The organism is Bacillus cereus group sp. MG1, assembly GCF_040460035.1.
GTDB classification, from domain to species: domain Bacteria; phylum Bacillota; class Bacilli; order Bacillales; family Bacillaceae_G; genus Bacillus_A; species Bacillus_A cereus.
The window spans coordinates 4,305,437-4,325,825 of record NZ_JARVGY010000001.1 but is presented as its reverse complement, the minus strand read 5'-3'; the positions used below and the strand labels follow the sequence as shown (position 1 = coordinate 4,325,825).

Here is a 20,389-nt window from a genome sequence, read left to right as displayed (position 1 = left end):
GCCTTTTTACTCTTTCAATCGAATAATACGTTGATTGGAGCTTCCGCGAAATGGAAGTGTTAAATCTTTTTTCTCAATTTCAAACCTTCCATCGACTAAAACATCCCCATAATGTAACAACTCTATCATATCATTATTTTGAGAACTCTGTATCTCTTCTAACGTATAACCTGTATACATCCATAGGTTTTTTTTCAAATCTTTCACGATTTTTGCTACCTTTTTCACTTCAGCAGCTTGAAAAAATGGATCTCCACCTGAAAATGTTACATCAGTTAATGGATTACTTGCAATCTCTTTCACAATTTCTTCTACTGTCATTTCCGTTCCATTGCAAATATTCCACGATTTCGGATTATGGCAACCAACGCAACGATGCGGACAGCCCGCAAAAAACACGACTGTCCGCAATCCTTCTCCATCTACTACACTATCATGAATAATATTCATCACTTTCATTTATGTTTCACCCGATCTATCTCTTCACTACGTTTCGCACTATTCCACTTCGACATATCTCCTACAAGATAGCCTGTTATACGGCGAATTCTTTCTATATTAGCCTCATCTTTATTCCCGCAACTTGGACATTCATTCCCAATAACCCCGTGATAACTACAGCACTTACAACGGTCAACAGGATGATTAATTGAACCGTATCCAACGCCATGTTCTGCCATGGCTTGTACAATTTGTTTTAATGCCTTTTTGTTATGCATTGCTGCTCCATCTAGTTCAATATAAGTAATGTGTCCTCCATTACAGAGAGCGTGGAACGGGCCTTCTAAACGGATTTTATTTATAGCTTGAATGTTATAATAAACTGGAATATGGAATGAATTCGTATAGTAATTATGGTTCGTTATACCATTAATTTCACCAAATTCTTCTCTATCTTTTTTCACAAACTTCCCTGATAATCCTTCTGCTGGAGTTGCAATTACTGAGAAATTCAGTTGATGTTCTTCTGTCGCTTTATCCATTCTATCTCTCATAAAGGAAATAATTTCATACCCAAGTTTCCATGATTCTCCATCTTCCCCATGATGCTTTCCTGTTAAAGCTACTAAACATTCCGCAAGACCGATAAAACCAATACTTAACGTCCCTTGTTTTAAAATCGAGGCTACGGAGTCTTCAGGCTGCAACGTTTCTCCACCACGCCATACACCTTGTGAATATAAAAACTGAAAATCTCTTGCTCGTTTCGTACATTGATACGCATATCTTTCTAATAGCTGCTTAATTCCTAAATCTAAATAATAGTTTAGCGCTTCAAAAAACGCTTCTTTTGAACCACTAATTAACGCTAATTTCACTAAATTAATAGACGTAAATGATAAATTCCCTCTACCAATCGCTGTTTCTTCTCCATGTATATTAGACATAACACGGGTACGACATCCCATGTAACATACTTCACTTTCCGGTCTTCCATCATAATGTACTGCATTAAACGGAGCATCTAAAAATGAAAAGTTAGGGAACAATCGTTCAGCCGTTGTCTCTAATGCTAATTCAAATAAATCGTAGTTCGGATCACTTTCTTCAAAATTTACACCTTTTTTCATCTTGAAAATTTGAATCGGAAAAATCGGTGTCTCTCCTTTACCAAGTCCAGCTTGTGTCGCTTTTAAAAGTTGTTTAATTAACATTCTTCCTTCTTTTGATGTATCTGTTCCATAATTAATAGAAATAAATGGTACTTGTCCTCCGCCCCTACTATGCATACTATTCGAATTATGAACGAAAGCCTCACACGCTTGATACGTATCATTTTCCGTTTCTTTCCATGCAAATTCCTCTATTTGTTCTTTCGTAAGCGGATATGATTGTAATCGTTTTTTATGTCTCTCAATTGTTTTTCGTACATAAGGTGCTAAATCAATATCAAAGAGTGCAAACGATTGACCACCATGCTGCATATTTTGATTCGCTTGAAAAATAATAGACGAAAGAGCCAATGCACTTTTAATGTCTTGCGGTTGTCTCATATGTCCATGTCCAGTATGAAAACCGTTAGCAAGCATTTGCGCTAACGGAATTTGTGAACAAGTCGTCGTTCCTGTCGCATAAAAATCTAAATCATGTGGATATAATATATTTTCATTTATCGCTTTTTTCACTTGATCTGACAATAAATTCTCAACAGCATAATATTTTGCACTCTCAGATGCGAACGTTCCCATTACGCCCATTGGAGAGCGGCCGTCTACATTTGCATTTTCTTGCATTAAATCTTGTTCATTGCCGTGGACTATTGTCTCGAACACTTTCATTAATTCTTCTTCTCCACGTGTATTATTTTGTAACATTTATAACCCTCCACCAATATGTTGTTATCTTTTGATTAAAATGTTACTACATATAGTCTTACTGTTTCTGTGAGAAATGTAACATTACTGTGAAATTTTTTTCACGAAATAATGAATTTTTCATTTACAAAAAAGAAATGTGCTCTTTACAAATGTATGGTACAATATACGGGAAAAACTCTTTTTACCCTTTATCAACACATTTGAATAAAGGAGACTGAACTTATGGTTACTACATATCTTTTATTTATCGTTGCCTACTTACTTGGCTCGATTCCATTTGCACTAGTTGTTGGAAAAATCGGCTACGGAATCGATATTCGTGAGCACGGGAGCGGTAATCTAGGCGGAACAAACACATTCCGCACATTAGGGAAAAAAGCAGGTTTTACCGTTACAATTGCTGACATTTTAAAAGGGACATTAGCAACAAGTCTACCAATGATTTTCGGATTAGATATTCATCCACTATGGTTCGGGTTAGCGGCTGTTCTTGGACATGTCTATCCAATCTTCGCGAAATTCCGCGGTGGTAAAGCAGTTGCAACTTCTGCTGGGGTGCTATTATGCTATTCACCAGTTGTTTTTGCAATATTGGCTGTTGTATTTTTCACCCTTTTATTTACAACAAGATACGTATCACTTTCTTCTATGGTAACAGCAGTTGTTGCTGTTATTGCATCCATTGTTAGCGGGGATAAAATCTTCATTATTGCGATGTGTTTATTAGCAGGTATGGTTATTTATAAACACCGTGCAAATATCGGACGAATTATAAATAAAACTGAACCAAAAGCAAACTTTTCAAAAAAGCAAAAATAAGATCGTAACCCACATAACGCAAAAAGAAAACGTGAAGCATATTAATAGCGTCTTTTTGCGTTATTTTTTATACTAAAGAAAAAGCAACATAATTTGGAGGAACTATACATGAATCTTTCCGTAACAAAAGAAGCAGCACAATGGTATAAAAATGAATTAAACTTACAATCAAATGAAACACTACGCTTTTTCGTACAATACGGTGGTTGCAGTACTGTGCAAAAAGGACTTTCTTTAGGGATTCGTAAAGATGATCCTGCACATCCTGCTGTTCAAGTTCAAGAAGAAGGTATTAACTTCTTTATTGAAGGCGATGATGAATGGTTCTTCGATGGACATAATTTATCTGTTACACTTAACGAAGGTGACGACTTCCCACAATTTAATTATGAAAAATAAAAAAACGTGGCTTCTGCCACGCTTTTTTATTTTTTCTTAATTTCCTCATATTTCGCATACCACTCAGGATATAACTTTTTAAATGATACAGGGCGGAACCCTTCTTTTTTCGCACAAATATTCGTCGTACTTGCAGTAATACAAAGTTCACCATCACCATTATATATTTCATATCCATATACAACGCGAAGTGGGCTCACAGTATCTACCCATGTTTTTACGATTGCTTTTTCTCCGTAACGCATCGCTTTACGGTATGAAATTTGTAAATCTAACACAGGAGAAATAATTCCTTCTTTCTCCATTTCAACATATGAAAAACCTAAATCTTGTATAAGTTTCGTGCGACCTAACTCAAGCCACACTAAGTAGTTTGAATGGTAAACAACACCCATTTGATCTGTTTCCGCATAACGGATTTCAACTTCATGTTCTGCTACAAACATATGTATATTCGCCGTTGCCATAAACTTATAAAAATCTATAATTTTTGTTTATTTCCCTGTTCTACGTGTCCGATTTCACAGAAGCTACTTTCGTTTGATGTAACACTCCGAGGGCGTAAATTCGGATACAACGAATCCTACATATTAGCCGTAACTTTTTTAGATGTTAACTGGCTAATTCATACCGTGACAAATTGATAGCCGCATTTAAATCCCTATCCATTTCGTGACCACAAGTGCATTTGTATACACGGTCAGAAAGTTTTAGTTCTTTGTTAATGCTTCCACAACTGGAACACATTTTTGAAGAAGGATACCATGTATCAGCTTCTACAAATTCAATACCATATTTTTCACACTTGTATTGAATTTGTCTTTTGAACTCATATAAACACTGCTTCGCAATCGCTTTAGCTAGGTATCTATTCTTCATCAGACCTTTCATATGCAACGTCTCCATCACAATGCGAAATGGCTTGGTTTTCACAATTTCGCTCGTGGATTGATGAAGATGATTCTTTCTGATATTTGATAACCTTCTATGTAGTTGTCGTATCTCTTTCTCGATTTTTATAATATTGCTTGTTTTGACAAAACGGTTTCCCTCCTTATTCATTTCATATTTACGAGAAACTTGACGTTGCAACCTACGAAGGCGTTTCTCTACCTGTCTTACCATTTTTGTTTTGTTGATATTGTTCTTCCTCTGCCCATCAGAACAATATGCTAATTCTTTGATTCCAATATCTATTCCTAACGAAACAGCCGTTAATTTCTCTTTTGTAAACTCCTGTTCAATACCGACAGACAAATACCAATACTTACCGTCAAAGCTAACGCGTGGATTAGAGTACTTAACCCCTACAGGTAACTTTTCGGATGTTTTTACCCAACCAACTTTCTCAATCAAAACTTGTTTTTCTTTTACTTTTAACTTGACATTATCATTGTAAAAAGAGAGTTTTGCTTTCCTTCTGCTTTTGAATCGTGGTTTATCAGCCAGTCCCTTGAAAAATCGCTTATATGCTTCACAAGCATCTTTAATCGCTTGTTTGGCTATATTATTTGAAACATCGTACAACCAAGCATATTCTTCAGACTGCTTTAATACAGTTAATTCTTTCCGTAAAAAAACGTCTGATATGAACTTTCCGCCATTCTTGTAATTCTCTTCTTGCTTCGCCAGTGTCCAATTATAAGCCCATCTTGCCGTACCAACAGATTTCCAAAGTTGCAATTCTTGTTCTTTATTCGGCTTGATTCTCACTTTCTTCGCAAGCATCATTTTCCAGCAACCCCTTAACCATCTTCTTAGCTTATTTTCCCTTGAAGATGGCAACTAGTTTGTTCTATCCTACCTGCCTTTTTTTGCAAAATCACCAATTGAATATACTTTCATATTTTTCATCCCATGAAACTACTTTACTCCGGCGACAATTTTTCATCTACAAATATTTTATCACTAATTATATATTTTTGTAGATATACACTAACTGTTTCTTCCCTTCTTTCACTTCTGCTACCTTGCATACATTTAATCATAATACAGTGACATCAAAAATAAAATAAAAATAGTGAATCTTTTCCCGAAAGGAGCAAGCATATGATTCAAATTGTAACGGTTCGTAGCGGTGATAGCGTATATAGCTTGGCATCAAAATATGGATCAACACCTGACGAAATAGTAAAAGACAATGGACTAAATCCCGCTGAAACGCTCGTTGTTGGTCAGGCACTTATCGTTAATACGAAAGGAAATAATTATTATGTACAGCCTGGTGACAGCCTCTATCGGATTTCTCAAACATATAATGTCCCCCTCGCTAGTTTAGCTAAAGTTAATAATTTATCTTTAAAATCTATTCTCCATGTCGGACAACAATTATATGTACCAAAAGGCACAAAACGAGCTGTAGAATCCATCGCTTATTTACAACCTTCCACTATACCGATTAAAGAGAGTTTAGTTAATGCTACACGTGCCATCAATCCATTTTTAACATATTTAGCTTATTTTAGTTTTGAGGCAAAAAGAGATGGCACATTAAAAGAACCTACTGAAACAGCTAAAATTGCTAATATTGCAACGCAAGGGCAAACAATCCCTATGCTCGTTATTACAAATATTGAAAATGGTAATTTCAGTGCCGATCTAACATCGGTTATTTTACGCGACGCAACGATTCAAAACAAATTTATTACTAACATTTTGCAAACAGCTGAAAAATATGGCATGCGAGACATTCATTTCGATTTCGAGAGTGTAGCACCCGAAGACCGCGAGGCGTATAATCGCTTTTTACGAAATGTAAAAACACGCTTACCTAGCGGGTACACATTAAGCACAACTCTCGTACCGAAAACAAGTTCAAATCAAAAGGGAAAATTTTTCGAAGCCCATGATTATAAAGCGCAAGGGCAAATTGTTGATTTCGTCGTCATTATGACATATGACTGGGGTTGGCAGGGCGGGCCACCAATGGCAATCTCTCCTATCGGTCCTGTAAAAGAAGTACTTCAATACGCAAAATCTCAAATGCCTCCCCAAAAAATTATGATGGGGCAAAACTTATACGGATTCGATTGGAAACTTCCGTTCAAACAAGGGAATCCACCAGCAAAAGCAGTTAGCTCTGTCGCAGCTGTTGCACTTGCTCGTAAATATAATGTTCCTATCCGCTATGATTTCACAGCTCAAGCTCCACATTTTAATTACTTTGACGAAAATGGCGTACAACATGAAGTTTGGTTTGAAGATGCGAGGTCTATTCAAAGTAAATTCAATTTAATGAAAGAGCAGGGCATTGGCGGTATTAGTTATTGGAAGATTGGCTTGCCATTTCCACAAAATTGGCGTTTACTTGTTGAAAACTTTACGATTACGAAAAAGGGCCGACAAAAGTCAGCCCTTTTTGTACATTTTGTTAAGATTCATCTTTGATTTCACTTTTTAATGAGTCAATACTTTCTAAACGTCTTTGATTTTTTGCTTCAATAGCAGCACGATCTTTTTCATTAGAAAGTTCCGCTGTTTCTTTTGCTTCATTAAAGTTATCAACTGTATTTTGCACCATTTCTTGTAACTTTTCAGCGTTGTCACTTCGATTATCTGGATTTGGCATGTACTTCCCTCCTAATATTGTATATACACACCATCTTAAATTACCTATCTTTCCTCAAATTTATACATAAAAAAGGAGAATGTAATATTCTCCTTTTCTTTAACCATTATCAACAATCGGTTGTTTACCTGTTTGATCTTGCATTTGCTTTCCTTTATTTCCACCAGCTTTTTTTGATTGTGTTCCAATATGATTCGGTGCAAAATCTTTTGAATTTTTTTTCGGATTACCCATTACTATCGCCTCCTTAATACTAGTATCGTACTAGTGTTAAGAATTATTCAGCTTGCTTAAAAAGTTTCATTTCATAACGTTTTTCAATGCGCTCTTCAATGCGATCAATTGCCTCACGATCGCTTAATAATTGTTGTTTATTTTCATTTACAAGTTCTTCAAACGATTTACGGCGACTTCTTCTCATGTTGTTCACCCTCTCTCCTTCGCTTTCTTATTACATAGTATGAGCAAACAAAAAACTCTTTAATCAGATTTGCAAGAAAATTTTATGTTTTAGTACTCCTAAAAAAACTCCGTGTACAATATATTGCACACGGAGTTTTTTATACCATAATATTTAAATACTCTTTCAACTTTTCATCTGCATTCATTTCATTTTCTTTATAATCATGAAGCGCCTGTAATACAAAATCATACTGCTCTAAAATATAACTTTCTAATTTCATAACATCCTCTAAGCTATTAAGCATAATTCTCGTATTACCAGCTTCACTTTTTAACGCCGGTTCACATTTTAAACTTGTACATATTTCTTTCACATCTTCTTCTAATATCTCTGTTAATACATATTTCTTTCGCCCTTTTACCTTTAATCTCATAACTGGATAAAAAGCTTTTATATCTAAATAACTTCCTACGTTCATACAACGTAGCCATTCTACATTACGTTTATTACATGCAAGTATTTCTTTCACCGCTTCATATACCGCAGTTTCATCAAGCATAGCCTTATTTACTTTTCGTTTCCCTTCTTCTTCAATAGCTGCACACTTTTGATAAACAGCAGCACACGTAATGCAATCGTCAAATGCATTATGAGAGCTTAAACGAATTCCAAGCATTCGTTTTAACGTTTCAAGTTTATGATTAGGCGCATGCTTCATGTATTTCTTTGCTAAAAATACAGTATCAATTACTTTATTTTTAGGTTCAGGCAACCCAAGCATATTTACATTACTTTTCAAAAAGCGCATATCAAAAGAAGCATTATGGGCCACAATAACATTTGTATGTAAAAATGCTAAAAATAAAGGTAACACTTCTTCAATCGTCGGTGCATCTGAAACGCGATAATTAGTAATACCTGTTAAACTCGTTATTCGGTCCGGAATTGGCCGCTCTGGATTCACGTATGAAACAAATTGATCTACTAATTCATGATTACGATATTTCACTGCTGCAACTTGAATAATTTTATCATTATAAGGGTTAAATCCTGTTGTTTCAAAATCAATTACAACATAATCTAACGGTAAGGATACATTCCCCACTCCATACACTCCTTTATCTCTAAACGGTTATATTTCTTACATCATATCATGAAGTGATTACTACTTGAAAAAGAAAAGGCAGAAATGGGAACTCTCCATCTCTACCTTTTCACCATTATTTTAATTTAGCAACTCTTTTCTCCATCTCTTTTTGTGTCATCGGCCCAATAAACTTATCTTGAATGACACCTTTTGTATCTATAAAATACGAAGTTGGAATCGTAATTACTTTATAAGCTGTTGTCACATCAATGTTCTTGTCCAATAAAATAGGAAAAGTAATTCCTTTTTCTTTAGCAAAATTGCTTACCTTCTCTTCCCCCCCACCTTTTTCTGAAGGCGTATAATTGACCGCTAAAATTTCTACGTTCTCTTTATGTTCTTTATAGAAAGCCTCCATATCAGGCATTTCTTGCTGACATGGTCCACACCACGTAGCCCAAAAGTTTAAAATTACTTTCTTTCCTTTTAAATCCGATAACTTTACATTTGTCCCATCTAACTTCGTTAATGTAAAGTCCGGTGCACTCTTCCCTATCTCAATACCATTCCTTGCGATAATCTCTTTCATCGCAGCTTCACTTTTTTCTTGCTTCACTTTTACCGCCTGCTCTTTATAACCAAACTGTTCATAAGCTGCATATCCCGCTAAACAAAGTAACACTACAATAATCGTAAGCTTCCGCCACATTTTATATCACCCTAACGTATTATCTTCTTTTAACACATTCATCAAAATACTATATACCTTATTTTAGCTTATACGGACAAGCTTGGAAATATTCACATTCTAAATAATCAGAATTTTTATAACTAAGATGAAATATTTACCTTTTAATCATATAATTAGAAATACATAGAACATTTTACAATGAAAGGAGCTCTCATGAATTTATTTAAAAAAATACTTCTATATATTCTTAGTTTTATATTTTCCCCAATCGGAATTATCACATGGATTATCTCACTATTTAGTAAAGATCCTGAAAAAAAACAGTTGGACATATTTGTCTCTATATCGCATTAATCTCATTTATCCTTTTGGCAGGCCTCGGCATTATTACTTTTTTCACGATGACTACCATTACTACTATAGAATAGCTATAGAAAGGATGATTGTTTTGGGAGAACACCCTATCACCAAAGAGCTACGCTATATACGAATATGCTTAGTTATTTTAGTAATCGTTCTTTTATTTTTCAACAGTGAAAAAGTCGTTGAAATTTCTACAAATCATGATTCCATAGAAAATGTTCCCACCAGTAATATGACACAAATCGCGGAAAATACATTCGCTATTCAAGAATATAATCCATTACTAAGTAGCGAACATACAATTAAGATTTTCAAATATAATCCAGATACAAATCAACTTACTCTCGTCAAAGAAGTTAATTCTAGTGATTCGAATTCTTATACTTATCAACTTAATGAGACCGAATAAAGTGAAACTTTAATCAGCCCTCACCAATCGGGCTGCCCGGCAAATAGCGGAATAAAGATAAGAGCATTACATATCTCTTATCTTTTTGTTTGCAACTCTTTGTACAATGAGTTGCAATTTAATAATTCTCTAGGATTCCCACATTCCACAATAGTCCCATTCTTTATGACAACAACACAATCTGCTATCATCGCTCTCTCTACATCATGTGTTGCCACAATTCTCGTTACATCTCTTCCTATCCCTTCAATCATATTCCAAACCAGTTCTTGATTGCCCGGATCTAACCCAGCCGTCGGTTCATCTAAAATAATAAGAGTTGGATTTGATACAATCGCGCGCAATAATGCAAGACGTTTTCTTTCGCCTCCCGAAAACTCTTCACCGCTTTTATGTAGCACAGTTTGACTCCCTTCAGGTAACCCTCTAATAATCGGCGTTGCATTTATAAGTTCACTATTTTTTTCTAACTGATTTTCTAAACCCTCTTCCCCGAAATACATATTCTCTGTTACCGTCGTTCGGAAAAAACGTGGTTCTTGCCACACTGTAGTCATACGAGCTTCATTACCATAATAAGCAATGCTACCGTTAGATGGTTTATACAAGCCCGTTATTAACTTTAAAAGCGTTGTTTTTCCTGCACCGCTTTCTCCCACAATCATAACGAGTTCACCAGGACGAATTTGCAAATCAATATTATGAATTCTGCATTTCTCTTCGTCATTCTCCTGAAATGAAACATTTGTTATCCTGATCCCCATCGCTCTTTCTACATTGCTATCTGCTGCTCGTTTATTTAAAAAGCAAAAAGCTCTATTTGCCGAAGCGACTGCAACTTGTGTCATTATTAATAAATCGCCCACATAACGGACAGGGAAAAAGAGCATCTCAATTGTCGCTAACACTGCAATGAGTGAACCAACTTCTATTTCTCCCCTCATTATTTTTTGTGCACCTATAATGAGAACAACAATATATGCTCCTGTTTCAATCACCGTTCCAACTACTCCAATGCAATGTTGCATCATCGTCTTCTTTACTTCTGATTTATACGATTGTGCCGTTACTTCTTTAAATAAGCGAATTGCCCATTTTTCTTTTTGTAAACTCCGCAAATCTTGTATCCCCTTTACAAACTGTGACACCATCTCTACAACACTTGAGTGATTTTTTTGAGAAACGCTTGCAATATCTCTTACCTTTTCTCCCATCAGTATTGGAACAATTGTACTTAAAAATAAAAACGGAGTTACCCACAATATAAACTGTATATCTATATGTTGTAGTGCTATGAAAGCTCCAATAAATTGGGCAATAGCGTGTATATATTCTATTAATATAGAGCCATATAATCTGACCCAGTTCGGAATATCAGACACGACCAAAGTTTCTAACTCTCCTTGCTTAATCTTCTCACTCTCTTCAAACGGTAATGAGAAATAGTGACGCAATAATTCTATACGTTTCGTTTGTAATATACGTTGACTCGCTTTTGAACTTATATAATCAAATAAAAGATTGTTCGCCCACATTAAAAAGTGACTACCCGCAAACAAAGCTATATATACATACGCACCTTTTAGCTCCCTTTGAATAAGATTGTCTACAATTAATCCCATGAAAATTGGGCGGGATAAATTTAAAATGGCAGCAATTATCCCACTACATACAGCTGCTATTACTAATATTTTTTCTTTCTGTAACGGTAACAAAATTCTTTTATATTCTTTCATGACGTTTCCTCCATTTTTCGTAGTAAAAAAGAAAGGGATGAAACCATATGGTTTCATCCCTTTCCATAAAATAAGGAAGCTAACTATTGTTAGCTTCCTTCAGGCTGTGGAGAAAGTCTTCTCCACAGCCTGTTTTTGTGTCTGAACCTCTTTTTATGTGTCAACACTGATAAAAAAGAGGAAAAGGAGAGAGTTTTTATGATGGGTGCTTTAAAAAATCATCGTGATGAACGTGTATCTGTTTCTGTAGAAGAGTTGGTTCCACAAGATCATTTCCTTCGTGCGATTGAAGCGACAATTAGTTTTGATTTTATTGAAGAGAAATTACGCCCTTATTACTGTGAAAACAATGGACGTCCGTCAATCCATCCTATCGTTTTATTTAAAATGATGTTTATTGGATATTTTTACGGTATTCGTTCGGAGCGTCAATTGGAAAAAGAGATTAAAACGAATATCGCCTACCGTTGGTTTTTAGGATTTTCTCTATCAGATACTATTCCAGATCATTCTACAATCAGTTGGAATCGCCGTACCCGCTTTATTCATACAAATATTTTCGAAGAAATTTTTGATGAGATCGTGAGGCAAGCGACAGAGCACCGGATGGTGGGAGGACGTGCGCTAATGACAGATTCTACGCACATTAAGGCCAATGCCAATAAAAATAAATTTGTACATAAATATAAAAAAGAAAAAGCAAAGTTTTATATAGATGAGCTAGAAGCTGCGGTAATCGAAGATCGTAAGGTACATGGAAAAAAGAATTAAAACCTAGAGAGGAAAGTGATACCCCTACCAAAAAAACTCGTATAAGTACAACGGATCCAGATAGTGGATTTTTAATGAGAGATGGAAAACCGAACGGTTTTCATTTCTTAGACCATCGTACGACTGATGCGAAGTACAATATTATTACAGATACCTATGTAACGGCTGGAAATATGGCAGATTCCGAGCCATATTTAGCACGCCTCCAAGCTCAAATTGATAAATTCGGGTTCAAAGTAGAAGCTGTAGCTCTTGATGCAGGCTATTTTACGAGCTATATCTGTAAGAAATTATCGGAGAGAAATATATTTATGGTGATGGGGTATCGCCGATTTGGAAAAAGAAATAAAGAAGTACCAAAAAGCCAATTTAAATATGTAGAAGAAATGAATGCATTCGCTTGTCCGATGGGGTGTATTTTAGAGTATGCGACAACGGATCGTGAAGGATATCGTCAATATAAATCGAAGCCAGAAGACTGCGCTGTTTGTCCGCTACGTGAGGTATGTTTTTCAAAGAAACAAAAACAAAAAGTTATCACTCATCATATATGGGAGAAATATAAGGATATCGCTAGAAAAAACAAACTAACAGTTACAGGGAAAAAGTTGTACAAAGTACGCTGTTCAACTATAGAGCGAAGCTTTGCAGACGCCAAAGAACTACATGGCTATCGATATGCTCGATTTCGAGGGCTGAAGTCTGTCCAAATGCAGGCTTATCTCACCGCAGCTTGTCAAAACATGAAAAAAATAGCCCTCCATCTGACCAAAAAAGGTCTGGTGGAGGGCTATTTTTTTGAAACTCTATTATTTTATGTTGTTTTTATTCGCTAAAATCAAAATGATTACAGAGTGTTGGGAACCCCTAAAGGGTTTCCCAACACTCTGAAGGAAGCTAACTATTGTTAGCTTCCTTATTATTCATTTCAATTATTTAGTTCGACACTTTAGACTCTTCAATTTTCTCACGAAGAACCATTTGCAGAATACCACCGTGACGGTAGTAGTCAATTTCTACTTCACTATCGAAACGAGCTACTACTTCAAATTGTTTTTCATTGCCATCTGCATCAGTTGCAACTACTTTCACAAGATCGCGTGGTCTAACTGTTTTGTCGATTTGAATTTCAAATGACTCGTTACCAACAAGACCTAACGTTTCAGCACTTTCGCCATCTTTAAATTGAAGTGGTAGTACACCCATTAACACTAAGTTACTGCGGTGAATACGCTCAAAGCTTTCTGCAATTACTGCTTTAATACCTAGTAAGTTTGTTCCTTTCGCAGCCCAGTCACGAGAACTTCCCATACCGTAATCTTTACCAGCAACAACTAGAAGACCTGTGCCATCTTCTTTATATTTCATAGCAGCATCATAGATAGATGTTACTTCACCAGTTGGCCAATATGTTGTATATCCGCCTTCTGTTCCTGGTGCGATTTGGTTTTTAATACGGATGTTCGCGAATGTACCACGCATCATAACTTCATGGTTACCACGACGAGAACCGTAAGAGTTAAAGTCAACTGGTTGTACGCCGTTTTCTAATAAGTAGCGTCCAGCTGGTGTATGCTTACCGATTGAACCTGCTGGTGAAATGTGGTCTGTCGTTACAGAGTCACCAAATTTACCAACTACGCGTAGGCCTGATAATGTTTCAACTTCACCTGGCTCTTTAGATAAACCTTCAAAGAATGGTGGGTTTTGAATGTATGTTGAATCATTATCCCAAGTATATAAAGCTTCGTTTGAAGTTTGGATTTCATTCCAACGCTCATTGCTGTTAAATACTTGTGCATATTCTTTCTTGAACAGTTCAGATGTAACAACACTTTGAACTACATCTTCAATTTCTTTAGCTGATGGCCAAATATCGTTGAAGTAAACAGCATTGCCATTTGCATCTTTACCGATTTCATCATTTTTCAGGTCAATATCAACAGTACCTGCAAGTGCATATGCCACAACTAGTGGTGGTGATGCTAAGTAGTTTGCTTTTACAAGTGGGTGGATACGCCCTTCAAAGTTACGGTTACCAGATAAAACAGATGTTACTAATAAGTCGTTTGCTGCGATTGCTTCTTCTAATTCTGGCGCTAATGGACCAGAGTTACCGATACAAGTCGTACAACCGTAACCAACTGTTTGGAAACCTAATTGATCTAAATATGTTGTTAAACCAGACTTATCTAAGTACTCAGTAACAACTTTAGATCCTGGTGCTAATGATGTTTTTACATACTCAGGTACTACAAGTCCTTTTTCAATTGCTTTCTTCGCAACTAGACCTGCTCCAATTAATACGTATGGGTTTGATGTATTTGTACAGCTTGTAATTGCAGCGATTGCAATTGCACCTGTTTTCATCGTTACTTCTTTATCTTCTAATGTAACCTTCACTTCTTTATCGAACTCTTGCTCATTAAATCCAAGTCCTTGTGTTCCAACTGGTGCTAAAACAGCTTTGTGGAACGCATCTTTCATATCTGAAAGTGGAATTAAATCTTGTGGGCGTTTCGGTCCAGAAAGGTTAGATTCGATTGTATTTAAATCAATTTCTACAAGATCAGTGTAGATTGGATCTTTACTGTCTGCTGTATAGAATAAACCGTTCGCTTTACAGTATTCTTCAACAACGCGAATTTGTTCTTCATCTCTACCTGTTAAACGTAAGTATTCTAATGAAATATCATCGATTGGGAAGAATCCACAAGTTGCGCCGTATTCTGGTGCCATATTTGAAATTGTTGCACGGTCAGCTAAAGGCATGCTCTTTAGTCCATTACCGAAGAACTCAACGAATTTACCAACTACACCTTTTTGACGTAATACTTGCGTTACTTTTAAGGCAACGTCAGTTGCTGTTGTACCACTTGGAAGTGTACCCGTTAATTTCACACCGATTACTTCAGGTACTGGGAAGTATGAAGGCTGTCCAAGCATTCCTGCTTCTGCTTCAATACCACCAACACCCCATCCAAGAACGCCGATACCATTAATCATTGTTGTATGTGAGTCTGTTCCAACTAATGAATCTGGGTATGCAACTAAGTCACCTTCAGCATTTTTCACAGCATGAACAACTGGTGCTAAATATTCAAGGTTTACTTGGTGTACAATACCTGTAGCTGGTGGAACTGCACGATAGTTATCAAATGATTTTTGTGCCCAGCTTAAAAATTTATAACGTTCTTCATTACGTTTAAACTCTAAGTCCATGTTGAATGCAAGCGCGTCTGCCGTACCCGCTCTATCAACCTGTACAGAGTGATCAATTACAAGGTCTACAGTAATTTCTGGATTGATTTTATCAGGATCTCCACCCATGTCTGCCATTGCTTTACGAAGCGAAGCCAAATCAACAACAGCTGGTACACCAGTGAAATCTTGTAAAATTACACGAGATGGTTTAAATGGAACATCGATATCTTGCACATCTTTCGTTCCCCATTTCGCTAAATTTGTAACATGCTCTTCTGTAATTACACGTCCGTCTACTTGACGAAGTACTGATTCAAGTAAAACTTTCACGGAATATGGTAATTGAGATACGTTGCCAACCCCTGCATTTTCAAGCGCTTTCAAATCATAATAATGATACGTTTTTCCATCTACTTCAAAAGTTGCACGTGATTGAAATGGATTATGTTTGACCATTATGTTTCCCCCCTGTTAAACGTGACTAAGTTGTCTGAATATAAAATGTAGACAAACTTTTCAATACCTTACGATAATATCTTATTACAACTTTCTAAATAAGTAAATAATAAGAAACTTATAGATTATCATAAGTTTTCTTTATGTTTCTAAATTTGAATAGTGTTCATGCTCCTTATGAATACTATTACCATAAAGTAAAGTGCTCTATTAGCGCTTTACTTATAGTTCATACACACTATGAACTGCTCATCATTCAACATACAAAAAAATGTTATAGAGGTGAAATAAAATGGGTAAAAGAAAAGCAAATCATACTATTTCAGGAATGAATGCAGCATCCGCACAAGGACAAGGTACTGGTTATAACGAAGAGTTTGCAAATGAAAACTTAACTCCTGCAGAAAGACAAAATAATAAGAAACGCAAAAAGAACCAGTAACGAAAAATCCCAAAAGGAACATTCACCTTTTGGGATTTTTTCTAATGTTTATAACGTAACAATTCCGAAACCGTTACAAATCGATAGCCTTGTTTTTTTAGCTCAGGTAAAATTTTGGCTAGTGCTGCTACCGTTTGACTACGATCATTTCCTCCATCATGTAACAATACAATATCGCCACTTTTAGCATTTTTCACTACATGATTTACGATAGATTCCACCCCTGGATTTGCCCAATCACGTGGGTCTTGATGCCACGACCATAGAACGGTTTGATAACCTGCTTCTTTTGCTGTTTTAAATACAGCATCGTTAATATATCCACCAGGAGGACGGAATAGCAACGGTTCTTTCACCCATTTTTCGAAAAATTTCTTTCCATCCAAAATATCTTTTTTTAATTTTTCATCTGATGAACTATTTGCATATAAATGATTCATCGTATGATTTCCAATCTCATGTCCCTCTTTTAACACTTGTTTCACTAAATATGGATTGCGCTGAACTCGAAATCCAATCATAAAAAATGTCGCTTCAGCCTTATATTGACGTAATAAATGTAAAACTTGTGGTGTATATGTTGGATCTGGTCCATCATCAAATGTAATGGCAATAATTTTTTCATTATTAGGTACTTCCCACGTTACATAGCCAGTTGGTTCTAGCTCTTTTCTGAGCAACATTTTCGCTTCCACTTTTTCAACTTGAAATATATGTACTGCGCATAATAAAGAAAAAACGAATAGAAAAATTTTCTGTTTTCGCATAATGTTCATTAAAGTAAATTAGGTTGTCAAATACACAACAACCTAATTTACTTTTCTAATTGATCTACATTTCGCATTATATTTTGGAGATTATTTTCATATTGCTCAAGTTGTGGACGTTGTGTTTCTGAAGCTACCTCTAGTGCATTTTGAATTTGTTCATATGCTTCCTGAACCTCTTGGCGTAATTCTTTTAAATCATGACCGTAGTTTGGATCATTTTTCACAATGTTGTTAAATGCATTTTCTGCTTGTGTAACGCCTTGCTGCGCTGCTTGAAACGCTTGTTGTTTATCTTTATGATATGGCATTATATAATCCCCTTTCTGTAATAGTTAGTCCCAATTATCTTTACCTTTTTTTCTAAAAACATTCTCGTATAAATTTGCAAACTTCTCTCATTCTAAAAAGGAAGAGGAGGTGTCACATACAATGGGAAAAAACAATCGTGAAGCGAAAGAAAAAAAAGGACAACCTGAACCATTAAGCGGATCTCATAAAGTAAAAAACCGTAACCATTCACGCCAAAAACATCATGCGCATCATGATATGTAAAACAAAAAGTGCACACTAGCTATCTTTTCCACATACAATGTTTATATTTTTCCATTTATTCTTCACCCCTAATTCATTCATGCATAACATAGTATGAATTGAGATTTTACGGAGGGTGTCTTACATGGGCAAGAAAAAGAAGGATTGTCTTTTTCATGTTGATGGTTTCGAAGAATGGATGGATCAGTTTTGTTCTGACTCTTGTAGTAACTTTAGTTTCCCAAATCAAATTCATATTGACCTTTGCGAAACTGAACAAGAATACATTTTGGAAACAGATGTACCAAATGCCAATGAACAAAATGTAGTCATTAAAAAGATGGAGACAGGCCTAACCATTTGCATACTTCATAAAAACATTTCTTTGCAGCGAACTATCCCTTTACCCGCTAATGTTATTTATAAGAAGATGCTAGCCTGCTTAGAGAATGGTTTTTTGGCCATTCATATTTCCAAAAATGAAGTTGCTGATAAACATGAAAAGAAAGTTCTTTTTTCAAATTAAGAGTTAATATAATACAAACATAAGCCCCAGTTGGTACTGGGGCTTATGTTATTTCGCATGCATTTCTATATTAGAATTTCTATCATACCTTTTTTTCAATAAACCTTTTGTAACTAAAAGCACAGGAAATGCCACAGTTGAGAATGTAGCTAATGCTGAAAATACTGCAAACCCATTTTGGTACCCGTAGTAATCGAGAAGTACTCCTCCAAACCACGGACCTATTACTGCTCCAATTCCCGAAAAGCCCATCGCACCGAAGTATGTTCCTTTTAGATGCGCAACAGCAATATCATCAATAAATACATCCGTCATCGAAAACATTAAGACTTCTCCAATTGTAAAAATAATTGTACAAACGGCAGCACCTAGCATGGATTCTACTATTCCAAAGCCAAATAATCCCCCACTCACAAATAAAGCCCCCACCATAATTGATGTTAACGGTGTATACTTTTTACAAATTTGAATAACAGGGTATTGAATTACGACTACAACAATCGCATTTAAAGCTAGCATATATGAAAATAATTTCACTCCATCCTGAAATATATGTGCATTTGCAAAATATTGAGATACTGTTGTCGTTAAATGTGAAAAACCACAATTACTCAAAATAATACCAACTAGTGCAACTAAAAATACGACATCCTTTCGCAAAATACGAATTGCCTTTAACATTGTGACAGGCTTTTCTGTATTTACTTTCTTTTTTTCAATCGGATACTTCTTAAATTGGAACGCTAATATAGCTGTATATAAAATGTATACTCCAGCTGCTACTAAAAACGGAATTGTTGATTTTGCGCTTCCAATCTGTAACCCGACAAGTGGGCCAATCGCTACTCCAACATTGATTGCACCGTAACGCAAATTATATACGAGTAAACGATACTCAGGTTTCGTTAAATCTGATAATAACGCTCTTGATGTTGGCTCAAAAAATGACCTACATAATCCATTCAAAGCATTTAATAAAAAGAAACTTAAAACATGATCTGCAAGTGAAAAACCAATGAATACAAAGACCCAAACGATCATGGACCATATTATAATCATATTTCGACCGAATCGATCTGATAAATTCCCTCCGATAAAACTAGCAAACACTCCAACAAGTGCACTCGTTCCGATAATAGCACCTGTCATTCCAGCTGATACACCTTTCACAGTCGTTAAATAAATTGCTAAAAAAGGAATACTCATTGACGTGGCAAACCTCGCAAATAAAGTCCCTATTATAATTGTCATTCCTAACGGATGAATATTTTGCAACTTCCCCTTCATCTTAAAAACCTACTCTCCCTGTTCTTACATAAAAAAAGAAAGCAAAGGATCTGCTTTCTTTTCCCTTTTTATACTTGCGCTGTTGATACCCGCGCTGTTCTCGTTATATCCATATCTATGCCATATGTAAACTGTAATTCTTTACAAACATCTTTAATTAATATTGCAACATTATACTTCTCATTAAATTGTAAAACGATGTTCTCCACTTCTTCATATGTATACTTATATTCGCCTGTAATGACACTTTTTAGATCAAAGCATTCGTTAATACAAAGTTGTACAAGTAGCTGGTCATATTTCTCTATTACATCTTCTTTCTTCCAAAGTAACTCTTTTACATATAACCGATCAAACTTCACACTTTCTCGATTACACTCCGTTAAAATCCGGGTCATTTCATTTAATTCTCGATACAATTCAGAAATATTTTTGCTTAAACTAAGCAGTTTATCTACGCCATTTTCATATAACATATTTATTCCACCCCCGCATTTTCTTCTTATTATAGCAAGAAAATTCTAAAAATAGTTTCTTTCTTCTGAAATATTAGGAAACTAATTTCAATTGCTTTACAATGAAACTAGTTAATGCGAGAGGAGAAAGAAA

23 protein-coding genes and 1 pseudogene are annotated in these 20,389 nt (G+C 35.6%); 9 read left to right on the top strand and 15 right to left on the bottom strand.

Features of this window, described 5'->3' with window-relative positions:
- Positions 1-6: 6 nt before the first annotated feature.
- Positions 7-459 carry an anaerobic ribonucleoside-triphosphate reductase activating protein gene (gene nrdG / locus QCI79_RS22800; RefSeq protein WP_000867078.1) on the bottom strand — a complete coding sequence of 151 codons (453 nt, stop codon included), beginning with the start codon at positions 457-459 and terminating at the stop codon, positions 7-9.
- Positions 456-2,315 (bottom strand): anaerobic ribonucleoside triphosphate reductase, encoded by a 1,860-nt coding sequence (locus QCI79_RS22795; protein WP_000940073.1) that lies wholly within the window; start codon positions 2,313-2,315, stop codon positions 456-458. Before QCI79_RS22795 ends, nrdG begins: the two co-directional genes overlap by 4 nt.
- Positions 2,316-2,540: 225 nt before the next feature.
- Between QCI79_RS22795 and plsY the strand changes: the two genes are divergently transcribed.
- Together plsY and QCI79_RS22785 are read left to right on the top strand one after the other, a co-directional pair.
- Positions 2,541-3,137, top strand: coding sequence for a glycerol-3-phosphate 1-O-acyltransferase PlsY (plsY, locus tag QCI79_RS22790; protein ID WP_000258974.1), 597 nt, complete (start codon positions 2,541-2,543; stop codon positions 3,135-3,137).
- Between the two features lie 108 nt (positions 3,138-3,245).
- On the top strand, positions 3,246-3,536 hold the full coding sequence (locus QCI79_RS22785) for a HesB/YadR/YfhF family protein (RefSeq protein WP_001054454.1): 291 nt from the start codon (positions 3,246-3,248) through the stop codon (positions 3,534-3,536).
- 26 nt (positions 3,537-3,562) lie between these two features.
- On the opposite strand, the gene QCI79_RS22780 is transcribed toward QCI79_RS22785, so the two are convergent.
- A complete protein-coding gene (locus tag QCI79_RS22780) occupies positions 3,563-3,982 on the bottom strand; it encodes an acyl-CoA thioesterase (protein WP_000495812.1) in 420 nt (139 codons plus the stop codon).
- 166 nt (positions 3,983-4,148) lie between these two features.
- Entirely contained in the window at positions 4,149-5,267 is a 1,119-nt protein-coding gene (locus QCI79_RS22775) for an RNA-guided endonuclease InsQ/TnpB family protein (RefSeq protein ID WP_000978854.1), read from the bottom strand.
- 318 nt (positions 5,268-5,585) lie between these two features.
- Between QCI79_RS22775 and QCI79_RS22770 the strand changes: the two genes are divergently transcribed.
- Positions 5,586-6,923, top strand: coding sequence for a glycoside hydrolase family 18 protein (locus QCI79_RS22770; protein WP_021727504.1), 1,338 nt, complete (start codon positions 5,586-5,588; stop codon positions 6,921-6,923).
- Here the strand turns inward: QCI79_RS22770 and tlp are convergent.
- The 5 genes from tlp to QCI79_RS22745 form a co-directional block, all read right to left on the bottom strand.
- A complete protein-coding gene (gene tlp / locus QCI79_RS22765; RefSeq protein ID WP_001133511.1) occupies positions 6,907-7,104 on the bottom strand; it encodes a small acid-soluble spore protein Tlp in 198 nt (65 codons plus the stop codon). The genes QCI79_RS22770 and tlp overlap by 17 nt on opposite strands.
- A gap of 99 nt (positions 7,105-7,203) precedes the next feature.
- Positions 7,204-7,338: an acid-soluble spore protein SspN gene (gene sspN, locus QCI79_RS22760; protein WP_000527987.1), complete on the bottom strand. Its 135-nt coding sequence runs from the start codon at positions 7,336-7,338 to the stop codon at positions 7,204-7,206.
- A 43-nt stretch (positions 7,339-7,381) separates the two neighbouring features.
- Positions 7,382-7,525: an FbpB family small basic protein gene (locus tag QCI79_RS22755; protein ID WP_001254703.1), complete on the bottom strand. Its 144-nt coding sequence runs from the start codon at positions 7,523-7,525 to the stop codon at positions 7,382-7,384.
- Between the two features lie 139 nt (positions 7,526-7,664).
- Entirely contained in the window at positions 7,665-8,612 is a 948-nt protein-coding gene (locus QCI79_RS22750) for a 3'-5' exonuclease (protein WP_000528753.1), read from the bottom strand.
- Positions 8,613-8,727: 115 nt separating this feature from the next.
- Entirely contained in the window at positions 8,728-9,303 is a 576-nt protein-coding gene (locus QCI79_RS22745; RefSeq protein ID WP_000269087.1) for a redoxin domain-containing protein, read from the bottom strand.
- 195 nt (positions 9,304-9,498) lie between these two features.
- Between QCI79_RS22745 and QCI79_RS22740 the strand changes: the two are divergent.
- A pseudogene (locus QCI79_RS22740) lies at positions 9,499-9,713 on the top strand (hypothetical protein).
- Between the two features lie 11 nt (positions 9,714-9,724).
- Entirely contained in the window at positions 9,725-10,057 is a 333-nt protein-coding gene (locus QCI79_RS22735) for a YmzC family protein (protein ID WP_074595727.1), read from the top strand.
- A gap of 77 nt (positions 10,058-10,134) precedes the next feature.
- On the opposite strand, the gene QCI79_RS22730 is transcribed toward QCI79_RS22735, so the two are convergent.
- Positions 10,135-11,793, bottom strand: a complete 1,659-nt coding sequence (locus QCI79_RS22730; RefSeq protein WP_000666360.1) for an ABC transporter ATP-binding protein — start codon at positions 11,791-11,793, stop codon at positions 10,135-10,137.
- Between the two features lie 198 nt (positions 11,794-11,991).
- Here QCI79_RS22730 and QCI79_RS22725 point away from each other — a divergent pair.
- Positions 11,992-13,400, top strand: a protein-coding gene (locus QCI79_RS22725; protein ID WP_097914644.1) for an IS1182 family transposase whose coding sequence is annotated in 2 segments (ribosomal slippage) — positions 11,992-12,553 and positions 12,553-13,400 — 1,410 coding nt in all. Because the reading frame shifts where the segments join, the coding sequence is not laid out codon by codon here.
- Between the two features lie 100 nt (positions 13,401-13,500).
- Here QCI79_RS22725 and acnA read toward each other — a convergent pair.
- Positions 13,501-16,224, bottom strand: coding sequence for an aconitate hydratase AcnA (gene acnA, locus QCI79_RS22720; protein WP_000238558.1), 2,724 nt, complete (start codon positions 16,222-16,224; stop codon positions 13,501-13,503).
- Positions 16,225-16,516: 292 nt separating this feature from the next.
- Between acnA and sspO the strand changes: the two genes are divergently transcribed.
- Positions 16,517-16,666 carry an acid-soluble spore protein SspO gene (sspO, locus tag QCI79_RS22715; protein ID WP_000518055.1) on the top strand — a complete coding sequence of 50 codons (150 nt, stop codon included), beginning with the start codon at positions 16,517-16,519 and terminating at the stop codon, positions 16,664-16,666.
- Positions 16,667-16,707: 41 nt separating this feature from the next.
- On the opposite strand, the gene pdaB is transcribed toward sspO, so the two are convergent.
- Both pdaB and QCI79_RS22705 read right to left on the bottom strand, forming a co-directional pair.
- On the bottom strand, positions 16,708-17,433 hold the full coding sequence (pdaB, locus tag QCI79_RS22710; RefSeq protein WP_003284976.1) for a polysaccharide deacetylase family sporulation protein PdaB: 726 nt from the start codon (positions 17,431-17,433) through the stop codon (positions 16,708-16,710).
- 47 nt (positions 17,434-17,480) lie between these two features.
- Positions 17,481-17,744, bottom strand: coding sequence for a hypothetical protein (locus QCI79_RS22705; protein ID WP_001146295.1), 264 nt, complete (start codon positions 17,742-17,744; stop codon positions 17,481-17,483).
- Positions 17,745-17,865: 121 nt separating this feature from the next.
- Here QCI79_RS22705 and QCI79_RS22700 point away from each other — a divergent pair, with 121 nt between their 5' ends.
- Both QCI79_RS22700 and QCI79_RS22695 read left to right on the top strand, forming a co-directional pair.
- Positions 17,866-17,988: a small acid-soluble spore protein P gene (locus QCI79_RS22700; protein ID WP_000517649.1), complete on the top strand. Its 123-nt coding sequence runs from the start codon at positions 17,866-17,868 to the stop codon at positions 17,986-17,988.
- Between the two features lie 124 nt (positions 17,989-18,112).
- The gene (locus QCI79_RS22695; protein WP_000516731.1) at positions 18,113-18,493 is read left to right on the top strand and encodes an Hsp20/alpha crystallin family protein; all 381 of its coding nucleotides are present in this window, start codon (positions 18,113-18,115) and stop codon (positions 18,491-18,493) included.
- A gap of 48 nt (positions 18,494-18,541) precedes the next feature.
- On the opposite strand, the gene QCI79_RS22690 is transcribed toward QCI79_RS22695, so the two are convergent.
- Together QCI79_RS22690 and QCI79_RS22685 are read right to left on the bottom strand one after the other, a co-directional pair.
- Positions 18,542-19,780, bottom strand: a complete 1,239-nt coding sequence (locus QCI79_RS22690; RefSeq protein ID WP_000676828.1) for an MDR family MFS transporter — start codon at positions 19,778-19,780, stop codon at positions 18,542-18,544.
- Positions 19,781-19,848: 68 nt separating this feature from the next.
- Positions 19,849-20,256 carry a hypothetical protein gene (locus tag QCI79_RS22685; RefSeq protein WP_000965148.1) on the bottom strand — a complete coding sequence of 136 codons (408 nt, stop codon included), beginning with the start codon at positions 20,254-20,256 and terminating at the stop codon, positions 19,849-19,851.
- Between the last annotated feature and the right edge of the window lie 133 nt (positions 20,257-20,389).

What these genes read in the sequence shown, in the direction of transcription:
- QCI79_RS22755 (WP_001254703.1), bottom strand. Translation starts at nt 7,525, where the DNA reads ATGAGAAGAAGTCGCCGTAAATCGTTTGAAGAACTTGTAAATGAAAAT.
- QCI79_RS22705 (WP_001146295.1), bottom strand. Translation starts at nt 17,744, where the DNA reads ATGCCATATCATAAAGATAAACAACAAGCGTTTCAAGCAGCGCAGCAA.
- QCI79_RS22795 (WP_000940073.1), bottom strand. Translation starts at nt 2,315, where the DNA reads ATGTTACAAAATAATACACGTGGAGAAGAAGAATTAATGAAAGTGTTC.
- tlp (WP_001133511.1), bottom strand. Translation starts at nt 7,104, where the DNA reads ATGCCAAATCCAGATAATCGAAGTGACAACGCTGAAAAGTTACAAGAA.
- sspN (WP_000527987.1), bottom strand. Translation starts at nt 7,338, where the DNA reads ATGGGTAATCCGAAAAAAAATTCAAAAGATTTTGCACCGAATCATATT.
- QCI79_RS22730 (WP_000666360.1), bottom strand. Translation starts at nt 11,793, where the DNA reads ATGAAAGAATATAAAAGAATTTTGTTACCGTTACAGAAAGAAAAAATA.
- QCI79_RS22785 (WP_001054454.1), top strand. Translation starts at nt 3,246, where the DNA reads ATGAATCTTTCCGTAACAAAAGAAGCAGCACAATGGTATAAAAATGAA.
- nrdG (WP_000867078.1), bottom strand. Translation starts at nt 459, where the DNA reads ATGAAAGTGATGAATATTATTCATGATAGTGTAGTAGATGGAGAAGGA.
- QCI79_RS22685 (WP_000965148.1), bottom strand. Translation starts at nt 20,256, where the DNA reads ATGTTATATGAAAATGGCGTAGATAAACTGCTTAGTTTAAGCAAAAAT.
- QCI79_RS22780 (WP_000495812.1), bottom strand. Translation starts at nt 3,982, where the DNA reads ATGTTTGTAGCAGAACATGAAGTTGAAATCCGTTATGCGGAAACAGAT.
- QCI79_RS22690 (WP_000676828.1), bottom strand. Translation starts at nt 19,780, where the DNA reads ATGAAGGGGAAGTTGCAAAATATTCATCCGTTAGGAATGACAATTATA.
- QCI79_RS22700 (WP_000517649.1), top strand. Translation starts at nt 17,866, where the DNA reads ATGGGAAAAAACAATCGTGAAGCGAAAGAAAAAAAAGGACAACCTGAA.
- QCI79_RS22745 (WP_000269087.1), bottom strand. Translation starts at nt 9,303, where the DNA reads ATGTGGCGGAAGCTTACGATTATTGTAGTGTTACTTTGTTTAGCGGGA.
- QCI79_RS22695 (WP_000516731.1), top strand. Translation starts at nt 18,113, where the DNA reads ATGGGCAAGAAAAAGAAGGATTGTCTTTTTCATGTTGATGGTTTCGAA.
- QCI79_RS22770 (WP_021727504.1), top strand. Translation starts at nt 5,586, where the DNA reads ATGATTCAAATTGTAACGGTTCGTAGCGGTGATAGCGTATATAGCTTG.
- pdaB (WP_003284976.1), bottom strand. Translation starts at nt 17,433, where the DNA reads ATGCGAAAACAGAAAATTTTTCTATTCGTTTTTTCTTTATTATGCGCA.
- QCI79_RS22775 (WP_000978854.1), bottom strand. Translation starts at nt 5,267, where the DNA reads ATGATGCTTGCGAAGAAAGTGAGAATCAAGCCGAATAAAGAACAAGAA.
- QCI79_RS22735 (WP_074595727.1), top strand. Translation starts at nt 9,725, where the DNA reads ATGATTGTTTTGGGAGAACACCCTATCACCAAAGAGCTACGCTATATA.
- acnA (WP_000238558.1), bottom strand. Translation starts at nt 16,224, where the DNA reads ATGGTCAAACATAATCCATTTCAATCACGTGCAACTTTTGAAGTAGAT.
- sspO (WP_000518055.1), top strand. Translation starts at nt 16,517, where the DNA reads ATGGGTAAAAGAAAAGCAAATCATACTATTTCAGGAATGAATGCAGCA.
- plsY (WP_000258974.1), top strand. Translation starts at nt 2,541, where the DNA reads ATGGTTACTACATATCTTTTATTTATCGTTGCCTACTTACTTGGCTCG.